The sequence below is a fragment of the Streptomyces sp. NBC_01775 genome, assembly GCF_035917675.1.
Taxonomy (GTDB): domain Bacteria; phylum Actinomycetota; class Actinomycetes; order Streptomycetales; family Streptomycetaceae; genus Streptomyces.
The window spans coordinates 5947004-5970248 of sequence record NZ_CP109104.1 but is presented as its reverse complement, the minus strand read 5'-3'; the positions used below and the strand labels follow the sequence as shown (position 1 = coordinate 5970248).

18 protein-coding genes, 1 tRNA gene and 1 pseudogene are annotated in these 23245 nt (G+C 72.8%); 12 read left to right on the top strand and 8 right to left on the bottom strand.

Features of this window, described 5'->3' with window-relative positions:
* Nucleotides 1–94 precede the first annotated feature (94 nt).
* From OHB04_RS26605 to OHB04_RS26590, 4 genes are all read left to right on the top strand, one after another.
* The gene (locus tag OHB04_RS26605; RefSeq protein WP_326690167.1) at nucleotides 95–1396 is read left to right on the top strand and encodes an ABC transporter substrate-binding protein; all 1302 of its coding nucleotides are present in this window, start codon (nucleotides 95–97) and stop codon (nucleotides 1394–1396) included.
* Nucleotides 1377–2399 (top strand): carbohydrate ABC transporter permease, encoded by a 1023-nt coding sequence (locus OHB04_RS26600; protein WP_326690166.1) that lies wholly within the window; start codon nucleotides 1377–1379, stop codon nucleotides 2397–2399. The genes OHB04_RS26605 and OHB04_RS26600 overlap by 20 nt, the downstream gene beginning before the upstream one ends.
* 16 nt (nucleotides 2400–2415) lie before the next feature.
* Nucleotides 2416–3240: a carbohydrate ABC transporter permease gene (locus OHB04_RS26595; RefSeq protein ID WP_326690165.1), complete on the top strand. Its 825-nt coding sequence runs from the start codon at nucleotides 2416–2418 to the stop codon at nucleotides 3238–3240.
* Between the two features lie 103 nt (nucleotides 3241–3343).
* A complete protein-coding gene (locus tag OHB04_RS26590) occupies nucleotides 3344–4813 on the top strand; it encodes a GH1 family beta-glucosidase (RefSeq protein ID WP_326690164.1) in 1470 nt (489 codons plus the stop codon).
* 281 nt (nucleotides 4814–5094) lie between these two features.
* Here OHB04_RS26590 and OHB04_RS26585 read toward each other — a convergent pair whose 3' ends face one another.
* From OHB04_RS26585 to OHB04_RS26575, 3 genes are all read right to left on the bottom strand, one after another.
* Nucleotides 5095–6126 (bottom strand): chitinase, encoded by a 1032-nt coding sequence (locus OHB04_RS26585; protein ID WP_326690163.1) that lies wholly within the window; start codon nucleotides 6124–6126, stop codon nucleotides 5095–5097.
* Between the two features lie 190 nt (nucleotides 6127–6316).
* Entirely contained in the window at nucleotides 6317–7726 is a 1410-nt protein-coding gene (locus tag OHB04_RS26580) for a HAMP domain-containing sensor histidine kinase (RefSeq protein WP_326690162.1), read from the bottom strand.
* A 45-nt stretch (nucleotides 7727–7771) separates the two neighbouring features.
* Complete coding sequence (locus OHB04_RS26575) at nucleotides 7772–8482, bottom strand: response regulator transcription factor (RefSeq protein ID WP_326690161.1); 711 nt, start codon at nucleotides 8480–8482, stop codon at nucleotides 7772–7774.
* Nucleotides 8483–8598: 116 nt separating this feature from the next.
* On the opposite strand from OHB04_RS26575, the gene OHB04_RS26570 reads away from it, so the two are divergent.
* Nucleotides 8599–9147: a hypothetical protein gene (locus tag OHB04_RS26570; RefSeq protein ID WP_326808454.1), complete on the top strand. Its 549-nt coding sequence runs from the start codon at nucleotides 8599–8601 to the stop codon at nucleotides 9145–9147.
* A gap of 57 nt (nucleotides 9148–9204) precedes the next feature.
* Here OHB04_RS26570 and OHB04_RS26565 read toward each other — a convergent pair whose 3' ends face one another.
* Complete coding sequence (locus OHB04_RS26565) at nucleotides 9205–10074, bottom strand: spermidine synthase (protein WP_326690159.1); 870 nt, start codon at nucleotides 10072–10074, stop codon at nucleotides 9205–9207.
* A 179-nt stretch (nucleotides 10075–10253) separates the two neighbouring features.
* Nucleotides 10254–10727 (bottom strand): hypothetical protein, encoded by a 474-nt coding sequence (locus OHB04_RS26560; protein ID WP_405803793.1) that lies wholly within the window; start codon nucleotides 10725–10727, stop codon nucleotides 10254–10256.
* A 77-nt stretch (nucleotides 10728–10804) separates the two neighbouring features.
* On the opposite strand from OHB04_RS26560, the gene OHB04_RS26555 reads away from it, so the two are divergent.
* Nucleotides 10805–12427: a tetratricopeptide repeat protein gene (locus tag OHB04_RS26555; RefSeq protein ID WP_326690157.1), complete on the top strand. Its 1623-nt coding sequence runs from the start codon at nucleotides 10805–10807 to the stop codon at nucleotides 12425–12427.
* A gap of 128 nt (nucleotides 12428–12555) precedes the next feature.
* On the opposite strand, the gene OHB04_RS26550 is transcribed toward OHB04_RS26555, so the two are convergent.
* Nucleotides 12556–13149: a histidine phosphatase family protein gene (locus OHB04_RS26550; protein WP_326808453.1), complete on the bottom strand. Its 594-nt coding sequence runs from the start codon at nucleotides 13147–13149 to the stop codon at nucleotides 12556–12558.
* Nucleotides 13150–13434: 285 nt separating this feature from the next.
* On the opposite strand from OHB04_RS26550, the gene OHB04_RS26545 reads away from it, so the two are divergent.
* The 5 genes from OHB04_RS26545 (at nucleotide 13435) to OHB04_RS26525 (ending at nucleotide 18505) form a co-directional block, all read left to right on the top strand.
* Nucleotides 13435–14799 (top strand): hypothetical protein, encoded by a 1365-nt coding sequence (locus OHB04_RS26545; protein WP_326808452.1) that lies wholly within the window; start codon nucleotides 13435–13437, stop codon nucleotides 14797–14799.
* Entirely contained in the window at nucleotides 14790–16352 is a 1563-nt protein-coding gene (locus tag OHB04_RS26540; protein WP_326690154.1) for a hypothetical protein, read from the top strand. Before OHB04_RS26545 ends, OHB04_RS26540 begins: the two co-directional genes overlap by 10 nt.
* A complete protein-coding gene (locus OHB04_RS26535; protein ID WP_326808451.1) occupies nucleotides 16349–17806 on the top strand; it encodes an AAA domain-containing protein in 1458 nt (485 codons plus the stop codon). Before OHB04_RS26540 ends, OHB04_RS26535 begins: the two co-directional genes overlap by 4 nt.
* A gap of 74 nt (nucleotides 17807–17880) precedes the next feature.
* The gene (locus OHB04_RS26530) at nucleotides 17881–18291 is read left to right on the top strand and encodes a hypothetical protein (RefSeq protein ID WP_326690152.1); all 411 of its coding nucleotides are present in this window, start codon (nucleotides 17881–17883) and stop codon (nucleotides 18289–18291) included.
* 140 nt (nucleotides 18292–18431) lie between these two features.
* Nucleotides 18432–18505 (top strand) — tRNA-Lys (locus OHB04_RS26525).
* Nucleotides 18506–18572: 67 nt separating this feature from the next.
* Here the strand turns inward: OHB04_RS26525 and OHB04_RS26520 are convergent.
* The gene (locus OHB04_RS26520) at nucleotides 18573–19841 is read right to left on the bottom strand and encodes a M6 family metalloprotease domain-containing protein (RefSeq protein ID WP_405803803.1); all 1269 of its coding nucleotides are present in this window, start codon (nucleotides 19839–19841) and stop codon (nucleotides 18573–18575) included.
* A gap of 436 nt (nucleotides 19842–20277) precedes the next feature.
* Between OHB04_RS26520 and OHB04_RS26515 the strand changes: the two are divergent.
* Nucleotides 20278–22071: pseudogene (locus OHB04_RS26515) on the top strand (putative bifunctional diguanylate cyclase/phosphodiesterase); the annotation flags it as partial.
* Here OHB04_RS26515 and OHB04_RS26510 read toward each other — a convergent pair.
* The gene (locus OHB04_RS26510; protein WP_442814953.1) at nucleotides 22020–23228 is read right to left on the bottom strand and encodes an LLM class flavin-dependent oxidoreductase; all 1209 of its coding nucleotides are present in this window, start codon (nucleotides 23226–23228) and stop codon (nucleotides 22020–22022) included. The pseudogene OHB04_RS26515 and the gene OHB04_RS26510 sit on opposite strands and share 52 nt — an antisense overlap.
* Nucleotides 23229–23245 lie beyond the last annotated feature (17 nt).

Sequence of the window (23245 nt, the reverse complement as noted above, 5' to 3'; positions counted from 1 at the left end):
GATATCCCCCCGCACTCTTCGCCTACACAACCCGTACGCTCGGGAGGACGCGAACATGCGCGACAGCAGACGATCATTCTTACGCCTACGCCCCATGAAGCGCCTGACAGCAGCCGGTGTTTCGGCCGTACTCGCCGGCTCGCTCCTGGCGGCCTGCGCCGAGGACAGCGGCAGCGGATCATCGACAGGAGACGACGGCAAGGGAAAGAAGACCATCACCGTCGGGGTCTTCGGCGTCTTCGGATACAAGCAGGCGGGGCTCTACGAGGAGTACGAGAAGAGCCACCCCGGCATCCACATCAAGGAGAACGCCACCGAGCGCAACGAGGACTACTACCCCGCGCTGCTCAACCACCTCTCGGCGGGCAGCGGCCTGTCCGACATCCAGGCGGCCGAGGTCGACAACGTCAACGAGCTGACGACCATCCAGGCGGACAAGTTCACCGATTTGGGCAAGATACCCGGTGTGCGCAAGAGCGACTTCCTGGACTGGAAGTGGAACCAGGCGCGCACCAAGGATGGCAAGGTCATCGGACTGGGCACCGACATCGGCCCGATGAGCGTGTGCTATCGCAAGGACCTGTTCAAGAAGGCCGGTCTGCCCACCGACCGCGAGGAGGTCGGCAAGCTGTGGGAGGGCGACTGGTCGAAGTACGTCAAGGCCGGTGAGCGCTTCACCAAGAAGGCGCCCAAGGGCGTGAGCTTCATGGACGGAGCCGCCGGGCTCTACAACGCCTCGGTCTCCGGATACGCCCACAAGAACTACACGGCCGGCGGAAAGCTCGACTACAAGAAGAGCCGCGCCGTGAACGAGTCGTGGGACCTGGCGATGCGGGCGGTCAAGGGCAAGACGACCGCCAAGCTCAAGCAGTTCGACACCCAGTGGGACCAGGCGTACTCCAACGGCGCGTTCGCCACCGTCGTCTGCCCGCCCTGGATGCTCGGCTACATCAAGGAGAAAGCGGGCGACAAGGGCGCCGACAAGTGGGACGTGGCACCCGCGCCCAAGCCGGCGAACTGGGGCGGCTCCTTCCTGACCGTCCCCAAGAACGCCAAGAACAAGGACGAGGCGACCAAGCTGGCCGCCTGGCTGACCGCGCCCGAGCAGCAGGCGAAGCTTTTCAAGAAGCAGGCCAGCTTCCCCAGTTCGCCGAAGGCGATGGACATGACGGCCGTCAAGGACGCCAAGCATCCCTACTTCGACGACGCGCCGATCGGGAAGATCTACGCGGCGGCGGCACGGGGCATCCCCAACGTGGTGCTCGGTCCCAAGGACCAGATCATCAAGCAGTACATCTCCGACATCGGCATCCTCCAGGTCGAGCAGCAGGGCAAGTCGCCCGACGAGGGCTGGAGCGCGGCGACGAAGAAGATCGATGACGCTGCTGAGGACTGAGGAGAAGCGGGCCGACGGCTCCGGGGCGGGCAGCCCCCGGAGCGGTTGGCGCCGCCGGCCGGGCTCGCGGAAGGGCGCGGGCCCCGGCGGAGGAGGCGCCGCGCGCGCGGGGCGGCTGCACCGGTGGGACGCACGCTGGAGCCCCTACGCCTTCGTCGCGCCGTTCTTCGTCTTCTTCACCGCCTTCGGCCTCTTCCCGCTGCTCTACACGGGCTGGGCCTCGCTGCACAAGGTCTCGCTGCACCGGCCGACCGAGATGGAGTGGGCCGGGCTGCACAACTACACGCGGCTGCTGGAGGACGAGTTCTTCTGGAACGCGCTGCGCAACACCTTCACCATCGGCGTCATCTCCACCGTTCCGCAGCTGCTGATGGCGCTGGGTCTGGCGCATCTGCTGCACTACCGGCTGCGCGGCAGCGCCTTCTTCCGGGTGGCGCTCCTGACGCCGTACGCCACCTCCGTCGCCGCGGCCACGCTGATCTTCGCGATGCTCTACGGGCGCGACTACGGAATGGTCAACTGGGCCCTCCAGCTCGTGGGGCTGGACCCGGTGGACTGGGAGAACGGCACGTGGAGTTCGCAGTTCGCCGTCTCCAGCATCGTCATCTGGCGGTGGACCGGCTACAACACGCTGATCTACCTGGCCGCCATGCAGGCCGTGCCCGAGGACCTGTACGAGTCGGCCGAGCTGGACGGAGCCTCGCGGTGGCAGCAGTTCCTGCATGTCACCGTGCCCTCGCTGCGGCCGACGATCCTGTTCACGATCGTGGTCTCCACCATCGGAGCCACCCAACTGTTCGGGGAGCCACTGCTGTTCGGAGGTTCGCAGACCGGCGGCGGCTCGCACCAGTTCCAGACCCTGGGGCTCTATCTGTACGAGCAGGGCTGGTTCGCCTTCCATCTGGGCCGGGCGGCGGCGGTGGCCTGGGCGATGTTCCTGATTCTGATCGTGGTCGGCCTCGTCTACTGGCTGATCACCCGACGGCTGAACAAGAGCCACTGAGGGGACGGTGACGACGGTGCGCAAGCACTTACGGGGCGGGTGGTTCAGCCACGCCGTGCTCCTCGTGTTCACGCTCGGCTCGCTGCTCCCGCTGGTGTGGACGGCGATCGCGGCCTCGCGGGACAACTCGCGGCTGGCCAGCACTCCCCCGCCGTTCTGGTTCGGCGGCAACCTGGGGCACAACCTGGAGGTCGCCTGGCGCGACGCGAACGTGGGGAAGGCGCTGTTCAACACGGTGTTCGTGGCGGGCACCATCTCCCTCGGCACGGTGGTGTTCGCCACGCTGGCCGGGTTCGCCTTCGCCAAGCTGCGCTTCCGGGGGCGGAACCTCCTGCTGGTGGTGGTGATCGGCACGATGATGGTGCCGCCCCAGCTCAGCGTCGTCCCGCTGTTCATGGCGATGGCGAAGCTGGAGTGGGCCAACCAGCTCCAGGCGGTGATCCTCCCGATGCTGGTGAGCGCCTTCGGGGTGTTCTTCATGCGGCAGTACCTGATCAGCGCCTTGCCGACCGAGCTGATCGAGGCGGCACGGGTGGACGGGGCCCACAGCCTGCGCGTGATGTGGCACGTGGTCTTCCCCGCGGCGCGGCCCGCGATGGCGGTGCTGGGGATGCTGACGTTCGTGATGGCCTGGAACGAGTTCTTCTGGCCGATCATCGCCCTCACCCAGGAAAACCCGACCGTCCAGGTGGCGCTCACCGGGCTCGGCCAGGGCCAGGTGCCGGACCAGTCCGTGATCATGGCCGGCGCGCTGCTGGGGACGCTGCCGCTGCTGGTCGCCTTCGCGGTGTTCGGCAGGCAGATCGTGGGGGGCATCATGCAGGGAGCGGTCAAGGGCTGACCGCTCCTCTCCCTCCTGCCCCCTGCCTTCCGCCCCCGCTTTCCCCTCTTCCCTTCTCCCCTCTCCTCCTTCCTTCCTCCTGCACACAATTGGGAGCGGTTCCATGACAGTTCAGGACCAAGCCAGGGCCACCGACCGGGTGACGGCTCCAGCGGGCGAGGTGCGCTTCCCGCGGGGCTTCCTGTGGGGCACGGCCACCGCCGCGTACCAGGTCGAGGGCGCCGCGGACGAGGACGGGCGTACGCCCTCGATCTGGGACACGTTCGCCCACACACCGGGCAAGGTGCACGGCGGCGACACCGGCGACCTGGCGTGCGACCACTACCACCGGTTCCGCGAGGACGTGGCCCTCATGGGAGCGCTCGGCCTCACCGCCTACCGCTTCTCCGTCTCCTGGCCGCGCGTCCAGCCCTCCGGACGCGGCAAGGCCGACCAGCGCGGACTGGACTTCTACCGCGCGCTGACCGACGAGCTGCTCTCGCACGGCATCACCCCGTTCCTCACCCTCTACCACTGGGACCTGCCCCAAGCGCTGGAGCAGGGCCCGGGCGGCGGCTGGCCCGCGCGCGAGACCGCCTACCGCTTCGCGGAGTACGCGCACCTGGTGGCCGAGGCGCTGGGCGACCGTGTGCAGCAGTGGACGACCCTCAACGAGCCGTGGTGCAGCGCCTTTCTCGGCTACGGCTCGGGGGTGCACGCGCCGGGGCGTACGGATCCGGTGGCAGCGCTGCACGCGGCGCACCACCTCAACCTCGGGCACGGTCTGGCGGCCCAGGCGGTGCGCGCCGCGGTGCCGGGGGCCCAGCTGATGGTGAGCCTCAACACGGCGGCCGTGCGGCCCCGTTCGGACTCGGCTGCCGACCGGGACGCGGCGCGCAGGATCGACGCGCTGGCCAACCGCGTCTTCAGCGGGCCCATGCTGCACGGTGTCTACGACGAGGACCTGCTCGCCGACACCGCGCACCTGACCGACTGGAGCTGTGTGCGCGACGGCGATCTGGCCGCCATCCACCAGCCCCTGGACGCGCTCGGGCTCAACTACTACACCCCGGCGCTGGTCTCCGGCCCCGACCCGGAAGCCGAAGGGGCCCAGCCGGTGCGGGACGACGGACACGGTGCGAGCGAGCACTCGCCCTGGCCCGGCTCCGAGCACGTCTCCTTCCACCAGGCGGCGGGCGAGCGCACGGCCATGGGCTGGACCGTCGACCCGGAGGGCCTGACGGAGCTGCTGCTGCGCCACCACCGTGAGGCGCCGGACCTGGCGCTGTACGTCACCGAGAACGGCGCCGCCTACGAGGACGTCCCCGGTGCGGACGGTCTGGTGCACGACCCGCGCCGGATCGCCTATCTGCGGCAGCACTTCACCGCCGTGCACAAGGCGATGTCCCAGGGCGCCGATGTGCGGGGCTACTTTCTGTGGTCGCTGCTGGACAACTTCGAGTGGGCGTACGGATACAGCCGGCGCTTCGGAGCCGTACACGTGGACTTCGCCACCCAGCGCCGTACGCCCAAGGCGAGCGCGCTGTGGTACGCGCGGGTCGCGGCGGGCGGCAGGCTGCCGGACGCGGGCTGACGGCTGACGGCCAGGTCCGGGAAACGGTCAGGTCCGGGAGACGGTCAGGTCCGGGAGACGGGGAAGGCGGGGCGCGACGGGTGTGGGGGGTGTGGAAGGTCCGTCGCGCCCCGCCTGCCGGGCCGGTGGGTGCTCACCGGCCGGGAGGACGGACCGGTGGCTGCTGCCGGGCCGTCAGGTCCCTGGGGAAGGGACTGGGGGAGGTCATGTCTGAAGTTGTGACGGGCGGCCCGGCCGGATTCCGCACGGGGAGGGAGGAATCCGGCCGGGGGCGAACGTGGTCAGCCCACGAACGCCTTGGAGAAGTCGAACTCACCCTGCTCGATGCTGGAACAGGTCGGGTCGGCCTGGTCCTTGGGGCCGCCGGGGCACGCCTTGTCGCGGGTGCCGGACCACATGGAGACCCAGCCCATGCCGTTCTTGTCGGCGAACTCCTTGACCTGCTTGGCGTCGTCCGGCTTGAAGACCTCGACCGCGACGTCGTTGACACCGATCATCGGGGTGATGGCCAGGGCCTTCCACGCCTTGGCCTCGTCGAGGCCGAGGGCGGTCTGGACCTGCTTGTGGGTGGCGGTGGCGGCCTGGGTGGCGTACTCGCCCATGTCGCCGTTGTAGGAGGCGCCGTAGTCCATGGCCATGATGTTGACGGCCGAGACGTTGACGCCGTTCTTCTTGGCGTTCTCCAGGAGGGCGACGCCGGGCTGGGTGAGGCCCTCGGGCATGACCGGCAGGGTGTACGAGACGTCCAGGCCCTCGTGGCTCTTCTGGAGCGAGGCGATGGCCTGGGCCCGCATCTCGTTCGCCTTGGTGTTGGGGAGCGCGGCGCCCTCGATGTCCAGGTCGATCTTCTTGAGGTCGAAGGTGTCGATGACCTTGCCGTACGCCTTGGCCAGTTCGTCGGCCGAGTTGCAGACCAGGCCGAGCTCGGAGCCGTTGGCGCCGCCGAAGGAGACCCGTACGTCGCCGCCCTTGGCGCGCAGGTCGGGGATCTGCTTCGCCACGGGGTTCTCCGACAGCTCCTGGTTGCCGCCCCACTTGGGGGCGCAGCCGCCGCCGCTGGTGACGAAGGCCAGGTTGTACTCCTTGACCCCGCTCTTCTCGGAGCTCTTGAGCAGGTCGTAGGAGGGCTGGAGCGAGGTGTCGACGTACGGGGCGAAGGGGGTGCCCTGCGCCTTGGGGGCGGCCTCCTCACCCGCTGTGGCGTTGCCCGCGAGCAGGAAGCCGCCACCTGCTACGAGGGCCGTCGCCGCCGCGCCCATGGTCAGCTTCGCGCCGCGGCTCGTACGACGACGGTGGCCTGCTGTGTTCGTCATGGCTTTGGTGCCTCGATCTGTGGGGGGACGGGATCGAGCAGCACGCTACTGCCAGAGAAACGGGCAAATCCCTTAATCCAGACGGCCGTTGGCGTCCTTATGGGTCTCTTAAGGGAGCGGAAAGGGCCCCCTGAGACAGCGGCCCCCGCAGGCGCCCACGGGACCTTCCCCGGGAGCCTCCGGCGGTCGTTCAGACGCGCTTGCCGCGCCGTCGCACGCGGTGGCTCACCCGGCCCCCGCCATGCTCACGCGTCCCATCCTGCAAGGCCAGCCACACCCGCACCTCCGTACCGCCGAGGATCGAGCGCCCCAGCCGTACGTCGCCTCCCGTCGACTCCGCGACGCGGCGCACGATGTCCAGACCGAGCCCCGTGGAGCCGGGCCCGCCGTCGCCGTGGCCCCGGCGCAGCGCGGTGGCCGGGTCTCCGATGCCGGGCCCGGCGTCGGAGACCAGCACGATGACGGCCTGGCTGGCGGGGCCGCCGCTGTGCACGTCGACGGAGAAGGCGGTGCCCTCGGGGGTGTGCCGGAAGACGTTGCCGAGCATCGCGTCGACGGCGGCGGCCAGTTCGGCCCGCGCGACGGGCACCCGTACCGGGCGCTCGACGCCCGCGACCCGCGCCTCGCGCCCCTCGTCCTCGGCGAGCGCGGACCAGAACCGCATCCGCTCCCGTATCACCTCGGCCGCGTCCGAGGCGGTGGTGGCCGTGGCGCCCGGCGACTGGGCCCGCTGCTCGCGCGCGGTGCGGATGATGGTGTCCACCTCGCCCTCCAGCTGGGCGACGGCCTCGCGCGTCTGATCGGCGGCGTCGCCGTCGCCGAGCGAGGCGGTGTTGAGCCGGAGGACGGTCAGCGGGGTGCGCAGCCGGTGCGAGAGGTCGGCCGCCAGCTCGCGCTCGTTGGCCAGGAGCTGGACGACCTGGTCGGCCATGGAGTTGAACGCGGTGGCTGCCGAGCGCAGTTCGGTCGGCCCCTCCTCGGGCACCCGCACCCCCAGCTTGCCCTCGCCCAGGGCGTGCGCGGCGCCGGCGAGCCGTTCTGCCGGGCGCACCATCCGGGTGCCGAGCCGGTCGGCGATCGCGACGGAGCCGACGATCAGCGCGACCCCGACGGCGGCGAGCACCCCCCAGGAGGTGCCGACGCCGTTGGTGACCTCCGTGTCGGGCACGAAGATCTCCACGACCGCGACCTTCCCGCCCGCCACGGCCGTCGGCCGCAGCAGCGCGAAGCCGCCCTCCACGCTCACGGTCGAGGCCCGGCCGCGCCGTTGTGCGGTCGTCAGGCGCTCGTGGGGCGCGCGGGAGCGGCCCACGCGCAGCTCGTCGTGGCCCTTGCCGCGCCGGTCCTCACCCCGGGTGGCGGGCACATGGACGGCGACCCTGCCGTGGGCACCGGCCTGGGTGATGGCGACGGCGCGCTGGAGTTCGCGCCGGTCGGTGGTGATCGCGAGGGCCGGGCCGATGGCGGAGGCCTGCCGCTCGGCGTTGGCGAACGCCCGGTCGCGCGCGGTCTCCTTGACGACCAGCGCCAGCGGAATGGCGAAGGCCACGACCACCATCACCGTCACGGCGAGACAGACCTTCACCAGCGCCCATCTCATCGAGTCCCGCCTCTCATCGGGAGCCGCCTCTCGGGGAGCCGCCTCTCATCGGCGCCCACCGTCCTGCCGCGGCGGCTCCAGCTTGACCCCGACGCCGCGCAGGGTGTGCAGATAGCGCGGGCTGGCGGCGGTTTCGCCTAATTTCCGCCGCAGCCATGACAAATGAACGTCGATGGTCTGGTCGTCCCCGTACGACTGCTGCCACACCTCGGCCAGCAGTTCCCTGCGCGGGACGACGACGCCGGGGCGGCGCGCGAGGAAGGCCAGCAGGTCGAACTCCCTGCGCGTCAGATCCAGCAGCACCCCGTCCAACTCGGCCTGGCGGCGCAGCGGGTCGATGGCGAGCCCGCCGACCCGCAGAACCCGGTCACCCCCGCCCTCGCCGGGCTCCGCGCTCCGCGTCCGGCGCAGCACGGCCGCCATCCGGGCCGAGAGGTGCGCCACGGAGAAGGGCTTGACCAAGTAGTCGTCGGCGCCCGCGTTGAGCAGCCGGACGATCTCCGTCTCGTCGTCCCGCGCGGTGGCGATGATCACGGGGACGTCGGTGATCCCGCGGAGCATCTTCAGCGCCTCCGCGCCGTCCAGATCCGGCAGCCCGAGGTCGAGGATGACGACGTCGAAGCCGACCTGCGCGACCTCCCGCAGCGCCTCAAGAGCCGTTCCCACACTGCGGACGGTGTGGGCGGCTTCGGTGAGGTGCCGGATGAGCGCTGACCGCACGAACTGGTCGTCCTCGACGACGAGCACACTTGCCATGGGCGGCACCGTACGTCATCCCATGGGATCCAGGTCCTGTCGTCACATTTCCGCCTGCTCCGCGACGCCGTCCGGGCGACAACGCGACTGCGACGACAGGACCTAGGCTGCGGGGCATGCACCGCCTCCGACGACTCCTGCGCCCGCGCTGGGTACACGCTGGAGCGTGGACGCTGGCCACCGGCGCCGCCGTCGCGATCTCCTGGTTCGGCGTGCACACGGTGCTGTCCGGCACCTCCTACGACCCGCCGCGCGCGCTGCCCGTCTCCGACGCGCCCACCCATCGCGCCGACCCGCAGTCCTCCTCCACGCACCGCCCCCGGCCGCGCTCCCCCTCGCCCAGCCCCTCCCGCACCACCAGGAAACCGGGCAAGGAAACGGACGGGCCCAGGCCCTCCAAGTCCCCCACGCGCCCCGCGCCCCCGCCCTCCACAGCCTCGACAGGCACGGTGAAGGGCACGACGGTGCCGGGCGGCAGAGCGGTCTTCGACATGGGCAGCGACTCGGCGACACTGGTGTCCGCGACGCCCGACCCGGGCTGGGACATGCGGGTCTGGAACGACTCCCACTGGATCCGGGTGACCTTCACCAACGGGGATTCCACCTGGTCGGTCTTCTGCCGCTGGGAGGACTCGAACCCCCGTATCGAGACGTACAACGGCTGAGCCCCTCGGGCTCGCCCCGCCCGGTCGCCCTGTCCCGGTCGCCCTGTCCGGCTCGCCCTATCCGAACGTGCCCTCCGGAGGGTGCGGGGACGCCTCGGCCGACGCGTCGGTCACCGGCCGGGCGCCACCCGTGAACGCCTCCAGGGAGCGCCCCGCCTCCACCCGCCCCGGGTGGGAGTCCCCGGCGGTGCGCCGGGTGAGCTCGTCCACCGGCAACTCCCCGTCGGCGGCGAGCAGGACGCTGTTGCCGAACCGCCGCCCGCGCAGCACGGCGGGGTCCGCGAGCACACAGCACGCGGCGAAGACGGACGCCGCGGTGGCGACCTGGGCCCGCAGATGGCGCAGCGGCGGGCCGTCCGCGACGTTGGCCGCGTACCACCCGGCGGGCCGCAGCACCCGGCGCACCTCGGTGAGGAATTCGGCGCTGGTCAGATGCGCGGGGGTACGGGCGCCGCTGAACACGTCCGCGACGACGAGGTCGGCCCACCCGTCGGGCAGCTTCACCAGCGCCTCGCGGGCGTCACCGCTTCTGACCCGTATCCGCCAGTTCCGCTCCAACGGCAGCTCGGTACGCACCAGTTGGGTCAGCGCCGCGTCGGCCTCGACGGCCTGCTGGGTGGAGCGGGGGCGGCTGGCGGCGATGTAGCGGGCCAGGGTGAGGGCACCGCCGCCCAGGTGCAGCACCCGCACGGGCTGCCCCGGCGAAGCGAGAAGGTCGGCGATGTGGCCGAATCTGCGCTGGTACTCGAAGCCGAGGTGCGCGGGGTCGTCGAGGTCTACGTGGGACTGGGGCGCCCCGTCCAGCAGCAGCGTCCAGCCGCGCGGCCGGTCGGGGTCGGGGACCATGGACGCCGTACCGCCGGCGACCTCGGCGGTCACCGGCTCCCTGTTCTTGCGCGCGCCCCGCCGCTTCCCGTCCCGTGCCACCCGGCCAGTATCCGCCAGCGCGAGTGTTCCCGCGCTTCGGGTCTCTTCCCGCCGCAACGGCGCGAGGCCCGGTACCGCAGCCCGGCGGCGCCGAACCGGCCCTCACCACTCCCGGTCGGAGCGCCACTCCCGTAGGGGCACCCCCGGTCGAGGCGACACCGGGCGGCAGACCGCGAGGTCTAAACGTGGCGGCCCGCGGCCTCGATGGTGCGGGCCGCCTCGCCGAGCGCCGCGCGCAGTTCGGCGGGCTCGGTGGCGTGTGCGACGGCACCCTCGGGCGGCACCAGCCAGCCGGTGCCCGCGACGGGCGGATCGGCCGGGGCGGAGCGGGAGGAGTGCGCGGAGGTCTGCGTACACGCGCTGCCCGGCAGGTCCCAGCAGGCGGCCGTGCCGGGCGGGACGAGGAAGCCGAGGGTGTCGCTCGCGCGGTCGTGCAGCACGGGGCCGACGCCGTCGCGCAGTCTGAGGATGTCGACTGCCTCCAGGCCGTGCCGGGCCGGCACGGTCACGAGGTCGCAGGGCCCGGCATGGGCGCCGACGCCTGCACCAGTGTCCAACAAGGGGACCCCTCCTCCACGGTCGCTGTGCACGGACCAACGCCTGTACCTGTCAACGGCTACGGCGGCATACCAGCGCGATGAATGGCGTTTCATGGCAGAAGCGGGGTGAGATATCCCGTTTGTAGCCAAACCCAGGGTGTTGGACCCGTCACAGGCTGTACGTTTCGGCCATGGCGTCGTCAGCCTCAACGTCACCAAGTCCGCAGCACAGCCCGAACACCGCTTTCAGAGCGCTCAGAGGGCTTCTCTCACCCGGCGAATTCGCCGCCGCCGTGCGCCGTTCGGCGCGGGAGATCGGCGAACAGGTCTCCTGCGACGCGCGCTACATCGGGCGCGTCGAGTCGGGTGAGATCAGGTGCCCCAACTACGCCTATGAACGGGTGTTTCTGCACATGTTCCCGGGCTACTCGCTCATGGATATGGGCTTCGCACCCCGGGAGTCCGTCCGTGGTCGTGCGGCGCGCGTTCGCGGGGCGCGCGGCGCGGCGGAAGCGCCCAGACAACCCACAGTGCGCTGTGGGGAATCCATGATTCCCCGTGTCCGGCAGGAACCGCCCGCACGTCCCGACGTCCGGGCCCCGTTCACCTTCCCGCCTCCGGTGCCGCTCCCCCCCGGCCCCGTTCCCCCCACTCCCCACGACCCGCCCGCCTTCGACGAGTTCGACGCGCTGACCCGGCTCGCCGCACTCGCCCCGCACACCGACCATTCCGACAGCCTCGATCCCATCGAATTCGCGAACTGTCCCGAGAACAACGAGGAGAGCGACGTGCTACGTCGCGCGTTCATGACCGGCGGGCCCGCCGCCCTTGCCGCAGCGTCCCTCAGCGGCGCCGCCCCCGGGTCCGCTTCCGCCGCCTCCGCCGCCGCGCGCCGGCCCCCCCGCCCGGCCTCCCCCCAGGCCGGGGACGCCGAAGCCCGCGCGGTCGAGAGCGCCGTACGCCAGATCCGGGTGCTGGATGACCGGCACGGCGGCGCCGGGCTCTACCGGCGCGCCGGGGAGTCGCTGCGCGCCGCCTACGAACTGCTGGACGCGGGAACCCGTCGCCAGTCGGTCAGCGACCGGTTGCACTCGGGCGCGGGCGAACTCGCCATCTCCGTCGGCTGGCTGGCCCACGACTCCGGCCGCTACCACGACGCGCGCTCGCACTACGCCGAGGCGCTGGCCACCGCACGCGTCGCGGGGGACGCGGCGCTGGAGGCACACGCCTTCTGCAACACGGCCTTCCTCGCCCGCGACGCCGGGCGCCCCCGCGAGGCCGTACGCGCGGCCCAGGCGGGCCAGCAGGCCGCCAAACAACTGGGCTCACACCATCTGTTGTCGCTGCTCGCGCTGCGCGAGGCCGGCGGCTGGGCGGGCCTCGGCGACCGGCCGGGCTGCCAGCAGGCCCTGGCCCGCGCGCAGCACCTGTTCGCGCAGGGCCCCAGCGACTCCGATCCGGAGTGGATGAGCTTCTTCGGGGAGGCCGAGCTGGAGGGCCTGGAGGCCCAGTGCTGGTCGGCGCTCGGGCTGTGGGAACGCGCCGCCGAGCACGCCCAGCGCGCCGTCGCCCTCCAGAACCCGCACTTCACGCGGAACCGGGCGCTGTTCACCGCGGAGCTGGCAGGCGACCTGGCCGCGCAGGGGCAGGCGGAGGAGGCGGCGGCGGCGGGCTCGCGCGCGCTGGACTTCCTCGGCCCCGTCCAGTCCACCCGGATCAGCGCGATGCTGGAGACGGCCGCCGGGCGGCTGCGCTCCTTCCGCAGGGAGCCCGCCGTCGCCGGCTTCCTCGCCCGGCACGCGGCCACGGCCTGACGGTGAGCACGCGCGGGCGCGCGGCCACGGCCTGACGGCGGCCACGACGGGCGCGCGGGTGTGCGGGTGTGCGGGCGCGCCGGTGTGCGGGCGCGCCGGTGTGCGGGTGTGCGGGCTGATGCGGCCCGTCAGTCCAGGTGGCCGGTGTCGTTCCAGCGGTCGACGGCGGGCTGTCCGTAGGCCCAGCCCAGGATCGAGAGGGACGCCGGGTCCAGGCGCAGGCGGGCGGCGAAGGACGGGTCGTAGCCCAGCCAGCGGGCGCCCAGGACCCGCAGGATGTGGCCGTGTGCGAAGACCAGCACATCGCGGTCGGCCGAGCGGGCCCAGTCGACGACCTCGTCGGCACGCTCGGCGACCTGCGCGAGCTTCTCGCCGCCCGGGACGCCGTCCCGCCAGATGAACCAGTCCTCGCCCGCCCGCTCGCGGATCGCGTCGGGGGCCAGGCCCTCGTAGTCGCCGTAGTCCCACTCCATCAGCGGGTCCCACTCGGCGGCGCCGCCGAAGCCGGCCAGCTCGCAGGTCTCGCGCGCCCGGGACAGCGGGCTGGTACGCACCTCGACGCCCGGCAGGCCGTTCCAGGGCGCGCGGTGCAGCCGCTCGCCCAGCAGCTTCGCCGTCCTGCGGCCCTCGTCGAGCAGCGGAACGTCCGTCCGGCCTGTGTGCTGGCCGGAGACCGACCACTCGGTCTGACCGTGCCGGACCAGCAGGATGCGCGCTGACATGGGAACCTCTCGAATCTGACGTTCCGGCTCCTCCGGAACCGCTCCCTCCATCTTCGCGCAGGGTCCACAGGAGCAGCCTGCCGGGGGACCTCGGCCGGGGCCGCTAGCGGGGCGCCGGGGGGAGCCGTACGGCCGCGCGAGGTGTCCGTATGGCCGCGCGGGGCATGCCCGTACGGCCGTGCGGGCGGCGCGCCCGGGGCGAACAGGGCAGCCGGGGAAGGTCGTTGTCAGCGGGGGATGCCAGACTTCCGCGGGTACCACACCCCTGCCCCGAGGCCACAGCCGATGACTCCCTCCCCGCACCCCGCGCAGCACCCGGCGGGCACCGCGACGCCGGACCTGCCACGGCAGGCGACACCCACCCCGCACCAGCGGCTCGCCGAGCTGCGGGGCGGGCCCGATGTGCCACAGCGCCCGCTGGACGCCCGCGCTCTGGCGGCCCTCGCGGCCAACCCCGGCTGCCGCCGCCGCGCCCTGCTCGACGGCGCCGGGGTGGACAAAGGCGCCGTGGCCCAGGCGCTGGGCTCCCCCGCGCCCTTCGGCCAGTCGCAGTTCGCCTTCATCCGGGGCAACGCCTTCGAGGCGCGGGTGAAGGCCGACGGCGGCGAGGCACTGCTCGCGCTGCTGTGCGAGCACACGGGACAAGCCCGTCCCGACCCCGCCGAGGTCGCCACGCCCGACCTGGCCGCCGACGGCCCGGCCGGGCGCGCGGCACGCACCCGGCTCGCGCTGGCCGAGGCGGCGGCGAGCGGCGGCTGGGCGCTGCTGGACCACCCGCTGCTCACGCTGGAGGTCGCCGGCACCACCGCCTATCTGGAGCCGGACGCGCTGGCCGTCCACCCCGACGGGCGGGTGAGTGTCATCGAGATCAAGTCCTTCCCGATCCTGGACGGTTCGGCCGACCCGGCCAAGACGGGCGCCGCGGCCCGCCAGGCGGCGGTGTACGCGCTGGCGCTCCAGGGGGTCGAGGGCCTCACGGCCGTACGGGAGCGGGCCCTGCTGGTGTGCCCGAAGGACTTCACCAACAACCCGGCCGCCGGCCTGCTGGACCTGCGCAAACAGATCGCCGCCACCCGCCGCCAGCTCGCCCGGCTGACCCGCGTGGAGGAGATCGCCGCCGCGCTCCCCGAGGGCGTCCATTTCGCCCCGACGCAGGACCCCCACGCCCTGACAGCGGCCGTCGAGTCGGTGCCCGCCGCCTACGCGCCCGAATGCCTGTCCACCTGCGAGCTGGCCTTCCACTGCCGCGAGCGCGCCAAGAGCGACGGCGCGGTGACGGCCCTGGGCCGCTCGGTCCGCGGCGAGCTGGGCGGCCTGACCACAGTCACCCAGGTCCTGACCGCCGCCACAGCCCCCGCCCCCGAAGCCACCCCCGACCCCGCCGCCGCTGCCCTCCGCAGAGCGGCGGCATTGCGGGCGGAGGCCCTCCGCGAGGCGGCGGCACGGGAGGCGGAGGCCGCCTGGACGGCGGCGGAAGGGGCTCGGGACACCGCGGCGGTCCCGGACGCGGAAACCTCACACGGGTCCGGGACCCCGCCGGTCGCGACACCAGGCCCCGAAACCGCGCGGGACGCGCAAGCCGCGCCGGCCGCCGAACCCGCCCGGACCGCTGACGCCGCGACGGCAGTCGGGAGGCGCTCATGTCGTTGATCAGCGCGTTGGCGCGGATGGAGGCGGTGGCCTCGGGGCGGGCTACGCCGCTGGCCACCGTGCGGCATCGGCAGCTGGCCGCGCGGCCCCTCGTGCTGGTGCCGCTGACGACCGCCGGTGAGACCGGGGCGCCGCTGGGGGCGTTGGTCGGGACCGAGCGGGAGGCGCCGGAGCTGTTGACCATTCCGCAGCCCCGCGACCGCGATCTGCGGTTCACGTTCTTGGCGCGGCTCGCGGAGGCGCTGCTGCCGCACCTGGAGTCGTGCCAGGACGAGGTGGAGCTGATCGAGCGCAAGGAGACCGATCCGGAGACGGGCAAGCGGGTCACCGTCGAGGCGGAGCTGTGCGCGGACGCGCCGCAGATCCTGGTGCCCTCGGCGCCCGGTGTCTCGTTCGTACGGCTGCTCGGTCGCTCGATGCGGTTCCGGCGCACCGCCGAGGAGGACCCGCAGGCCTCGTATCCGGCGCCGGCCCGGGTGCCGCTGCTCGGGCGCTGGCTGACGCACTACGCCGAACGGGCCCGGGTGCCCGGGTCCTCGCTGCTGCTGCCGATGACCGGGCTGCTGACCCGGCACTGGGCGACGGGCCAGAGCAATCTGGAGGACCAGCACCTGGGCGCGCTGCTGGCCTGGATCGCGCCGCCGGAGGGCGGGAGCGGGGCCGACGCGGCGCTCCGTGCCGAGCTGGGCAGGGACGAGCGGGGCCAGCTGCTGGTGCCCCCGGCCGGGCCCGCCACCGACCCGGCGTTCGACAACAGGCTGCTGGCCCCGGCCATCGCCCGCTATGACAAGGGCGTTCCCGGCGCCGAGGCGGAGGTGCGCGAGCTGATCGCCTCCCAGCTGCGGCCCACCTGGGAGGCGATGTGGCACGGCGTCGACCTGCTGCGCGCGCTGCCGGAGGCCGGGCACGTGCCCGACAGGTGGCGCCGTGACCGGCAGTCCTACACCCACCACAGGGACAGGCTGCGCTCGGGCGAGCCCCCGCAGCCGCGCACGGACGACGCCGTCACCGCCGCGCGCAAGCTCGCCATGCGCGAGCAGCGGCAAGCCGAGCTGGCGGCGCAGGAGGCCCTGGACGACCCGCTGGTCATGGCCGTGCGGAGGCTGGCGGGCGAGGCGTTCCAGTCGGAGGTGACGGGCGTGGAGAGGGCGTATTCGGAGGGCAAGCGGCCCACGCCCCGCCCGCTGGTGACCGTACGGACGAGCGACGTGCCGCTGCTGACGGGCGGGGGGCCTGCCCTGCCGGAGGCCGGGGGAGACAAGCTGCACCGGGCGCTGCCCGAGGGCGGCCAGCAGCGGGCCGAGCTGGTGGAGTCGCCCGAGCCGGGCGTCTTCACGCTGCGGCTGCTCAGCGGCATGGGGCGCGGCAAGGAGCCCGCGCCGGGGACGGTGCCGGAGCCGGGCGAGACGGTGTGCTGGACCCTGTTCGAGCACGCGCCGCGCGGGGGCCCGGGGCTGCCCGAGCCCGAGGAGACCCCGTGGACGCACGGCGGGCCGCCGGGCGAGCCGGCCGCCGAGGAGCCCGACCCGCTGACCCAGGAGGACCTGCTGTGACCGCACCCGCTCACGTCTCCGGGGCGGAAGCCACCCTCCCGGGGGAGCCCCCCGGTCAGGCCGCGGCCCGTGCCACCGAGGCGATCTTGGCCGACGCGCTGGAGGGGCAGCACCGGGGCGTCGTCGTGGACTCCCCGCCGGGCGCGGGGAAGTCCACGCTCGTGGTGCGCGCGGCCCGTGAGCTGGCCGCCGCCGGGCACCCGCTCATGGTGATCGCCCAGACGAACGCGCAGGTCGACGACCTGGTGGACCGGCTGGCGACGGCCGACCCCGAGTTGCCCGTCGGCCGGCTGCACAGCAGCGAGCCGAGGCCCTACGACCCCGTGCTCGACCGCCATCCGGCCGTGCGGACCTCGGCGAAGCCCGCCGATCTCGCGGGGCTGGACATCGTCGTGTCCACGGCGGCGAAGTGGGCGTGGGTGAAGCCCGAGGAGCCCTGGCGGCACGCCATCGTGGACGAGGCGTACCAAATGCGCTCGGACGCGCTGCTGGCCGTCGCGGGCCTCTTCGAGCGGGCGTTGTTCGTGGGCGACCCGGGGCAGCTGGACCCCTTCAGCCAGGTCGGCGCCGACCAGTGGGCGGGCCACGCGCACGACCCGTCGGCCAGCGCGGTCAGCACGCTGCTGGGGCACAACCCGGGCCTGCCCCAGCACCGGCTGCCGGTCTCCTGGCGGCTGCCCGCCTCGGCGGCGCCGCTGGTGTCCGACGCGTTCTACCCGTACACCCCCTTCCGCAGCGGCACCGGGCCCGGCGACCGGCGGCTCGCCTTCACAGGGCCGCCCGACGGCTCGCCCCTGGACGAGGTGCTGGACGAGGCGGCGCGGGAGGGCTGGGGCCTGCTGGAGCTGCCCGCCGCGCGCACGCCCCGTACGGACCCGGAGGCGGTCGCCGCCGTCGCCCGGCTGGTGCACCGGATGCTGGAGCGCGGCGGGGTGGCACACAGCGAGCGGGACACCGGCTCCGTGGGATCGCCCGGGGTGCCGCTGACGGCCGCGCGGATCGCGGTGGGCACCGCGCACCGCGACCAGGCCGCGGCGGTACGCGCGGCACTGGCCGAGCTGGCCGGGACGTCCCGAGGCGACGGCACGGGGCCCGACGGCGACGGCACGGGGCCCGACGGCCCGGCGGGTCCGGGGGGCGCGGCGGCCGTCACCGTCGACACGGCGAACCGCCTCCAGGGGCGGGAGTTCGATGTGACGGTGATCCTCCACCCGCTGTCGGGCCGGCCCGACGCGACGGAGTTCCACCTGGAGACGGGCCGCCTGTGCGTGCTGGCCTCCCGGCACCGGCACGCGTGCGTGGTGGTGTGCAGGGCGGGCGTCGCCGAGCTGCTGGACGACCATCCGGCGACGGAGCCCGTCCAGCTCGGCGCCGTGTCCAGGGCCCCGGACGGCTGGGAGGCCCACCAGTCGGTCCTGTCCCACCTTGCGCGGCACGCGGTCCCGCTGGGCTGAGGCGTCCGGCCCGTGCGGAGCCGGTGCCCCCGGGCGCACAATGGGGGGCGGCCCACGACCTTGGAGGTATGTACATGTCTGAGCCGCACTCGGCTCCGGACCCTTCGCGCTCCTCCGCCGGGGGGAGCGGCAACGGCGGTGTCCCGCACTTCCGCCGTCCCGCGCCGCTGCTGTTCGAACCGTCCGAGGCCGCAGCCGACGACGAGCACTTCTTCGGACTGGAATCGCTCGCCGACCCGCGTGAGCTGCTGGACCGCTCGACGGAGCTGGCGTTGGCCTTCCGCGCCGCCGCCGACCGTGCCATGGAGTACCAGGCGGTGGCCGCCGCCCAGCTCGCCGATCCCAAGCGCTTCGACAAGCTGGCCGACGCCACGATCGCGGACCGCGCCAGTTGGACCGAGGAGTACGCGCGCAAGATGATCGAGTTCGGCGAGGACCTCATGAAGGACCGCGTGCCGGACGACCAGCCCCCCGCCAAGCCCTGAGCGCCCTCGCCCGGCCGGGCACCGGGCCGGCCCGGCCCGGCCCCGGGAGGGTGTGACGGCGCAGGTCGGACGGCCAGGGCGCTCGAACAATCGATTTTCGCTCTCGCGGACCGTGATGCTAAGGTCTACGACGTCAGCAGGCGCCGTTAGCTCAGTTGGTTAGAGCAGCTGACTCTTAATCAGCGGGTCCGGGGTTCGAGTCCCTGACGGCGCACAGACAGTCGAAGGCCCCTCGCGAAAGCGGGGGGTCTTCGGCGTGTGCGGGGCAGGGCGCAGGCCTCTCAGCCCCGGGTGACCCTGATGTCCCAGTCTCCGTCGGAGGTGCGCCCGGTGACCTCGACGCGGACCCCGTCGTGCGGGTCGGACCAGCTCTCCCCCACCCCCAGCGGGGCGTCCGCGAGCTGAGGGTGGACGGAGGCGCCGTGGCAGCTCCCGCTGCCGGGATGGCCGTCGACCACCCCGACGGGCCCGTGGGTCGAGGGGGTGTCGCTCTTCACGCGGTAGAGCAGCAGACCCTTGGAGCACAGCCCCTTGTCGTTGCCCTCGCGGTCGCGGATCTCCATCGCGAGGGCCTGGTGCCCGCCGGTGCGCAGGACGACGAGCCGGGTGCCGTCGGGATCCGCGCGCCCACCGGCGCGCAGCCCCGCGCGTCCGCCCTCCCCGCCGCCTCCGCCCTCCCCGCGGGCCTCTCCGCGAGCCGGTGCGGCCAGGGGGCGCAGGGTGTAGCGGGTCTCGTCGGGAGCGGGATTCCCGCCCCCGACGCAGGCGATGTTGCGGCGATTCAGCCAGCCGAGCTTCCACTTGTGCCAGCCGAAGGGCTCGGGCGCCAGCCCGAACTGGCTGCCCATCAGGTCCCAGTCCCCCACCCTGGTGTCCCAGTCGGCCTTGCCGTCGGCGGGGCGCTCGTACAGGTCGGGCAGGTCGAAGAGGTGGCCCGTCTCGTGGGCGAGGACGTTGCGGTCGGGCGGGCTCTGCTCGAACACGGTGACCAGACGGCTCAGTTCTGTGCCGTCCGCAGCGATCGGCTCATCGAGGTTGACTACTTTTGTCGCATCCGAATCCACACCGGGAGCATCCGGGTCTGCGATCAGATAGATGACGTCGTAACGGCCGAAGTCCACGTACCGGTCCGCAGCGGCCACAGCGTCGCGCAGATAGGAATTGCGCAGGTCAGGGCTCCAGTCCCGGCGTACCCCGTACGCCGTCGAGCGCTTGGGCATCTCGATCCAGCGGTCGGCCGGATGCGGTCTGAGCCGGAATTTTCCGTACGAGGCGCGGTCGAAAAAATCAGATGTGGCCGGGAAATGGTCGGCTGTCAGCTCCTGAGGGGTGGCCATGGGTGCCGCATCGGGGAAAGAAAGAAAGAGAAGGGCGGCGTCGAGCGCCCCCTCGGGACGTGGATAGGAGGCGTTCCAGGTGTCCAGACCCAGCGAGTGGTGTGCGTCGGTGCGCGGCAGAGCGCACGGCATGCCCGCCGCCACGGCGTGCAGGGGCCCCGCGACGAGCCCGAATCCCATGAACGCGGTCAGCGCGGTGAGGATCGCGCCCACCCGGTGCCGGGGACCTGGACCCGGAGAGCGGGCACGGCGCCCGGCGCGCCGTGCTGCCACTCCCTCGGGTACAGACGGCACCGCCACGTCTCGACCTCACCGGAAAAGGGACTGCGGACTCTCCCTACACTGTCCCTACATGTCCGACTTCGCCCCGTTCCGGTAGGCCGGTCGAGTCAACCACAATATGACTACTCTTCGTAATGCTCGGTCGTAAGCGGTCAGGGCGCAGTCGGCACCGGCGCGGAAACGGTCACCCTCGCGCCCACACTTCCGCCCCAGCCGCCCCAGTGACCGGCAACGGCAGCGGAGACACTGGCTCCGCTCGCGCGCCAACCTCTATGATCGGCACATTTCCAGCGCGGATCCTCCCCTGGGCGGCTCACGGGCCTTCCCCGATCGATCCGCACGAGACGAGCCCCCCGCGGAGCGATCGGTGAACGGACCCCTCGAAGGACCGGGCAAAGACTCCGGCGAACCCCTCGTAACGCAACCCCAAATCATCACGGAAAGTAACTCCAAGCGCTGGCGACGGCGCTCACACAACGGGCACAGCGAAAGCGACTTCAGGGCTGCCTTCCACGCGGCACAGCTGCCGATGGCCATCGTCGACCGGGACGGCCGGGTGCTGACGGCCAACCCCGCGCTGGGCACGCTGCTCGGCGCCGAACCCCGCCGGATCACCGGCCGGGCCATCGCCGAGCTGGCCGGGCTCGGGCTGGACGGCCGGGTGCGCAGCGCCTACAACGAGGCGCTCCAGGGCCGCACCGACCGCATGTCCTGCACCCGCAGGCTCAAACACGCCGACGGGCACCCGCTCTGGGCGGAGATCACCGTCACCCCCACCGCGCGCGAGGGTGAGGCGCTGTTGTCGATCGCCGACATCAGCGAGCGACGCGATCTCCAGGAGCGGCTGCGGCACCTCCAGATGCACGACCCGGTCACCCGGCTGCCCAACCGCACCCTGTTCTTCGAGCGGCTGGCCGCGGCGCTCGCAGACTCGGCGACCGGCCGGACGGGCTTGTGCTACATCGACCTGGACGGCTTCAAGGCCGTCAACGACACCCTCGGCCACCGGGTCGGCGACAGCCTGCTGGACGCGGTCGCCCAACGGCTGACCCAGTGCGCCGAGGCCGGATCCGAGGAGTGCGGCGGCCATCTGGTGGCGCGGCTGGGCGGCGACGAGTTCGCGCTGCTGGTCGAGTCCTCGACCGGCACCGAACAGCTCACCCAGCTCGCCCAGTCGGTACTGGCCGCGCTCCAGCGGCCGTTCGACCTGGCGGGCCAGCGGCTGTCCGTCTCCGCCAGCATCGGCGTCGTCGAACGCGAGACGGCGGGCACGAGCCCCACCGAGCTGATGCAGGCGGCCGACACCACGCTCTACTGGGCCAAGGCCGACGGCAAGGCGCGCTGGACCCTGTTCGACCCCGAGCGCAACGCGCACCGCATGACCAGACAGGCGCTGTCCAGCACGCTGCGCAGGGCGGTGGAGCGCCGCGAGTTCGTGCTGGAGTACCAGCCGATCGTGGGCTTCGCCGACGACAGCCTGCGCGGCGTGGAGGCCCTGGTGCGCTGGCGGCATCCGCAGTTCGGGCAGCTGAGCCCGGACCGTTTCATCGGCCTGGCCGAGGAGAACGGCGCGATCGTGCCGCTCGGCCGCTGGGTGCTGGAGGAGTCCTGCCGCCAGGCCCGCCGCTGGATGCTGGAGCATCCGGGGCCGCCGCTGTACGTGAGCGTGAACGTGGCGGTGCGCCAGGTGTGGGACTCGGACCTGGTGCGCGATGTGGCCGACATCCTGGAGGAGACGGGGCTGCCTTCCGGGCTGCTCCAGCTGGAGCTGACCGAGTCAGCGGTGATGGGCTCGGCCGGCCGTCCCCTCCAGGCGCTCCAGGCGCTGTCCGACATGGGCGTACGCATCGCCATCGACGACTTCGGCACGGGCTATTCCAACCTCGCCTATCTCAGCCGGCTGCCGGTGCGCGCGCTGAAGCTGGACGGCACGTTCGTCCGCGGCTTCCGCACGGCCCGGCACCAGAACCCGGCGGACGAGACGATCGTGACCGCGCTCGTGCAGCTCGCGCACAAGCTCGGCCTGACCGTGACCGCCGAGTGCGTCGAGGGTCCGGCGCAGGCCGAGCGGCTGCGCCGGATCGGCTGTGACACCGGCCAGGGCTGGCACTACGCCAAGCCGATGGAGGCCGACCGGATCGGCGAGCTGCTGGCCTGGTCCACGGCGGCCTCGGCGGCATCTGGGGCCGCGGATCCACCGTCGCCCTCGCGCCCGGCGGGCAGCGCGTAGGCGTCGGCGATCAGTTCGTAGGAGCGGACCCGGACGTCCGGCGTGTGCGCGTTGGCGGTGAGCATCAGCTCGTCGGCGCCGGTCCGCTTCACCAGCGCGTCCAGCCCTTCGCGCACGGCCTCGGGCGTGCCGTAGGTGACGTTGCCCAGCCAGCTGTCCACGAAGTCCCGCTCGACGGGGCTGAAGGAGTAGCTCTCCGCCTCCTCGGGCGTCGGGATCAGCCCGGGGCGGCCGGTGCGCAGCCGCACCATCGACAGCGCCCCCGTCAGCACCTGGCGGTGGGCCTCCCGCTCGTCCTCGGCGGCCAGCGCGGCGGCGCCGATCAGCGCGTACGGCTCGTCCAGCACCTCCGAGGGGCGGAAGGACTCGCGGTAAAGGTCCAGCGCGGGCAGGGTGTTGGCCGCCGAGAAGTGGTGGGCGAAGGCGAACGGGAGTCCGAGGCTGCCGGCCAGCTGGGCGCTGAAGCCAGAGGAGCCGAGCAGCCACACCGGCGGCCGGTGCGCGCTCTGCTTCGGGCCCTCGGCCTGTACGGGGCCGGGGACGGCGTGGATACGCGCGTACCGGTGGCCGTCGGGGAAGTCGTCGTCCAGAAAGCGGATCAGCTCGGCGAGCTGCTGCGGGAAGTCCTCGGCGCCCTCGCGCAGCCGCTCGGTGCGGCGCAGCGCCGCCGCCGTGGCCCCGTCGGTGCCGGGCGCGCGGCCGAGCCCCAGGTCGATGCGGCCCGGGGCGAGCGCCTCCAGGGTGCCGAACTGCTCGGCGATCACCAGCGGTGCGTGGTTGGGCAGCATGACGCCGCCCGAGCCCAGGCGGACGCGGGAGGTGTGGGCCGCCAGGTGGGCGAGGATCACGGCGGGCGAGGAGCTGGCGACGCCCGGCATGGAGTGGTGCTCGGCCACCCAGTAGCGGGTGAAGCTGCGGGAGTCGGCGAGCCGGGCCACCCGGGTGGAGGCCTCCAGCGCGTCGGTGGCGGTGTATCCCTTGCCCACGTTGGCCAGGTCCAGGACGGACAGCGGCACCGGAGCCGTGCCGTGGGCCTCGCCCCGTATGCCCGCGCCCGGATTCCCGTCGGCCTGTGCGTCGTCGCCCACGATGCTGCCTCTCTTCG

Excerpts from the sequence above, each read along its gene's own strand:
- OHB04_RS26605 (WP_326690167.1), top strand. The coding sequence starts at position 95 with ATGAAGCGCCTGACAGCAGCCGGTGTTTCGGCCGTACTCGCCGGCTCG.
- OHB04_RS26600 (WP_326690166.1), top strand. The coding sequence starts at position 1,377 with ATGACGCTGCTGAGGACTGAGGAGAAGCGGGCCGACGGCTCCGGGGCG.
- OHB04_RS26590 (WP_326690164.1), top strand. The coding sequence starts at position 3,344 with ATGACAGTTCAGGACCAAGCCAGGGCCACCGACCGGGTGACGGCTCCA.
- OHB04_RS26585 (WP_326690163.1), bottom strand. The coding sequence starts at position 6,126 with ATGACGAACACAGCAGGCCACCGTCGTCGTACGAGCCGCGGCGCGAAG.
- OHB04_RS26580 (WP_326690162.1), bottom strand. The coding sequence starts at position 7,726 with ATGAGATGGGCGCTGGTGAAGGTCTGTCTCGCCGTGACGGTGATGGTG.
- OHB04_RS26575 (WP_326690161.1), bottom strand. The coding sequence starts at position 8,482 with ATGGCAAGTGTGCTCGTCGTCGAGGACGACCAGTTCGTGCGGTCAGCG.
- OHB04_RS26570 (WP_326808454.1), top strand. The coding sequence starts at position 8,599 with ATGCACCGCCTCCGACGACTCCTGCGCCCGCGCTGGGTACACGCTGGA.
- OHB04_RS26560 (WP_405803793.1), bottom strand. The coding sequence starts at position 10,727 with ATGAAACGCCATTCATCGCGCTGGTATGCCGCCGTAGCCGTTGACAGG.
- OHB04_RS26555 (WP_326690157.1), top strand. The coding sequence starts at position 10,805 with ATGGCGTCGTCAGCCTCAACGTCACCAAGTCCGCAGCACAGCCCGAAC.
- OHB04_RS26550 (WP_326808453.1), bottom strand. The coding sequence starts at position 13,149 with ATGTCAGCGCGCATCCTGCTGGTCCGGCACGGTCAGACCGAGTGGTCG.
- OHB04_RS26545 (WP_326808452.1), top strand. The coding sequence starts at position 13,435 with ATGACTCCCTCCCCGCACCCCGCGCAGCACCCGGCGGGCACCGCGACG.
- OHB04_RS26540 (WP_326690154.1), top strand. The coding sequence starts at position 14,790 with ATGTCGTTGATCAGCGCGTTGGCGCGGATGGAGGCGGTGGCCTCGGGG.
- OHB04_RS26530 (WP_326690152.1), top strand. The coding sequence starts at position 17,881 with ATGTCTGAGCCGCACTCGGCTCCGGACCCTTCGCGCTCCTCCGCCGGG.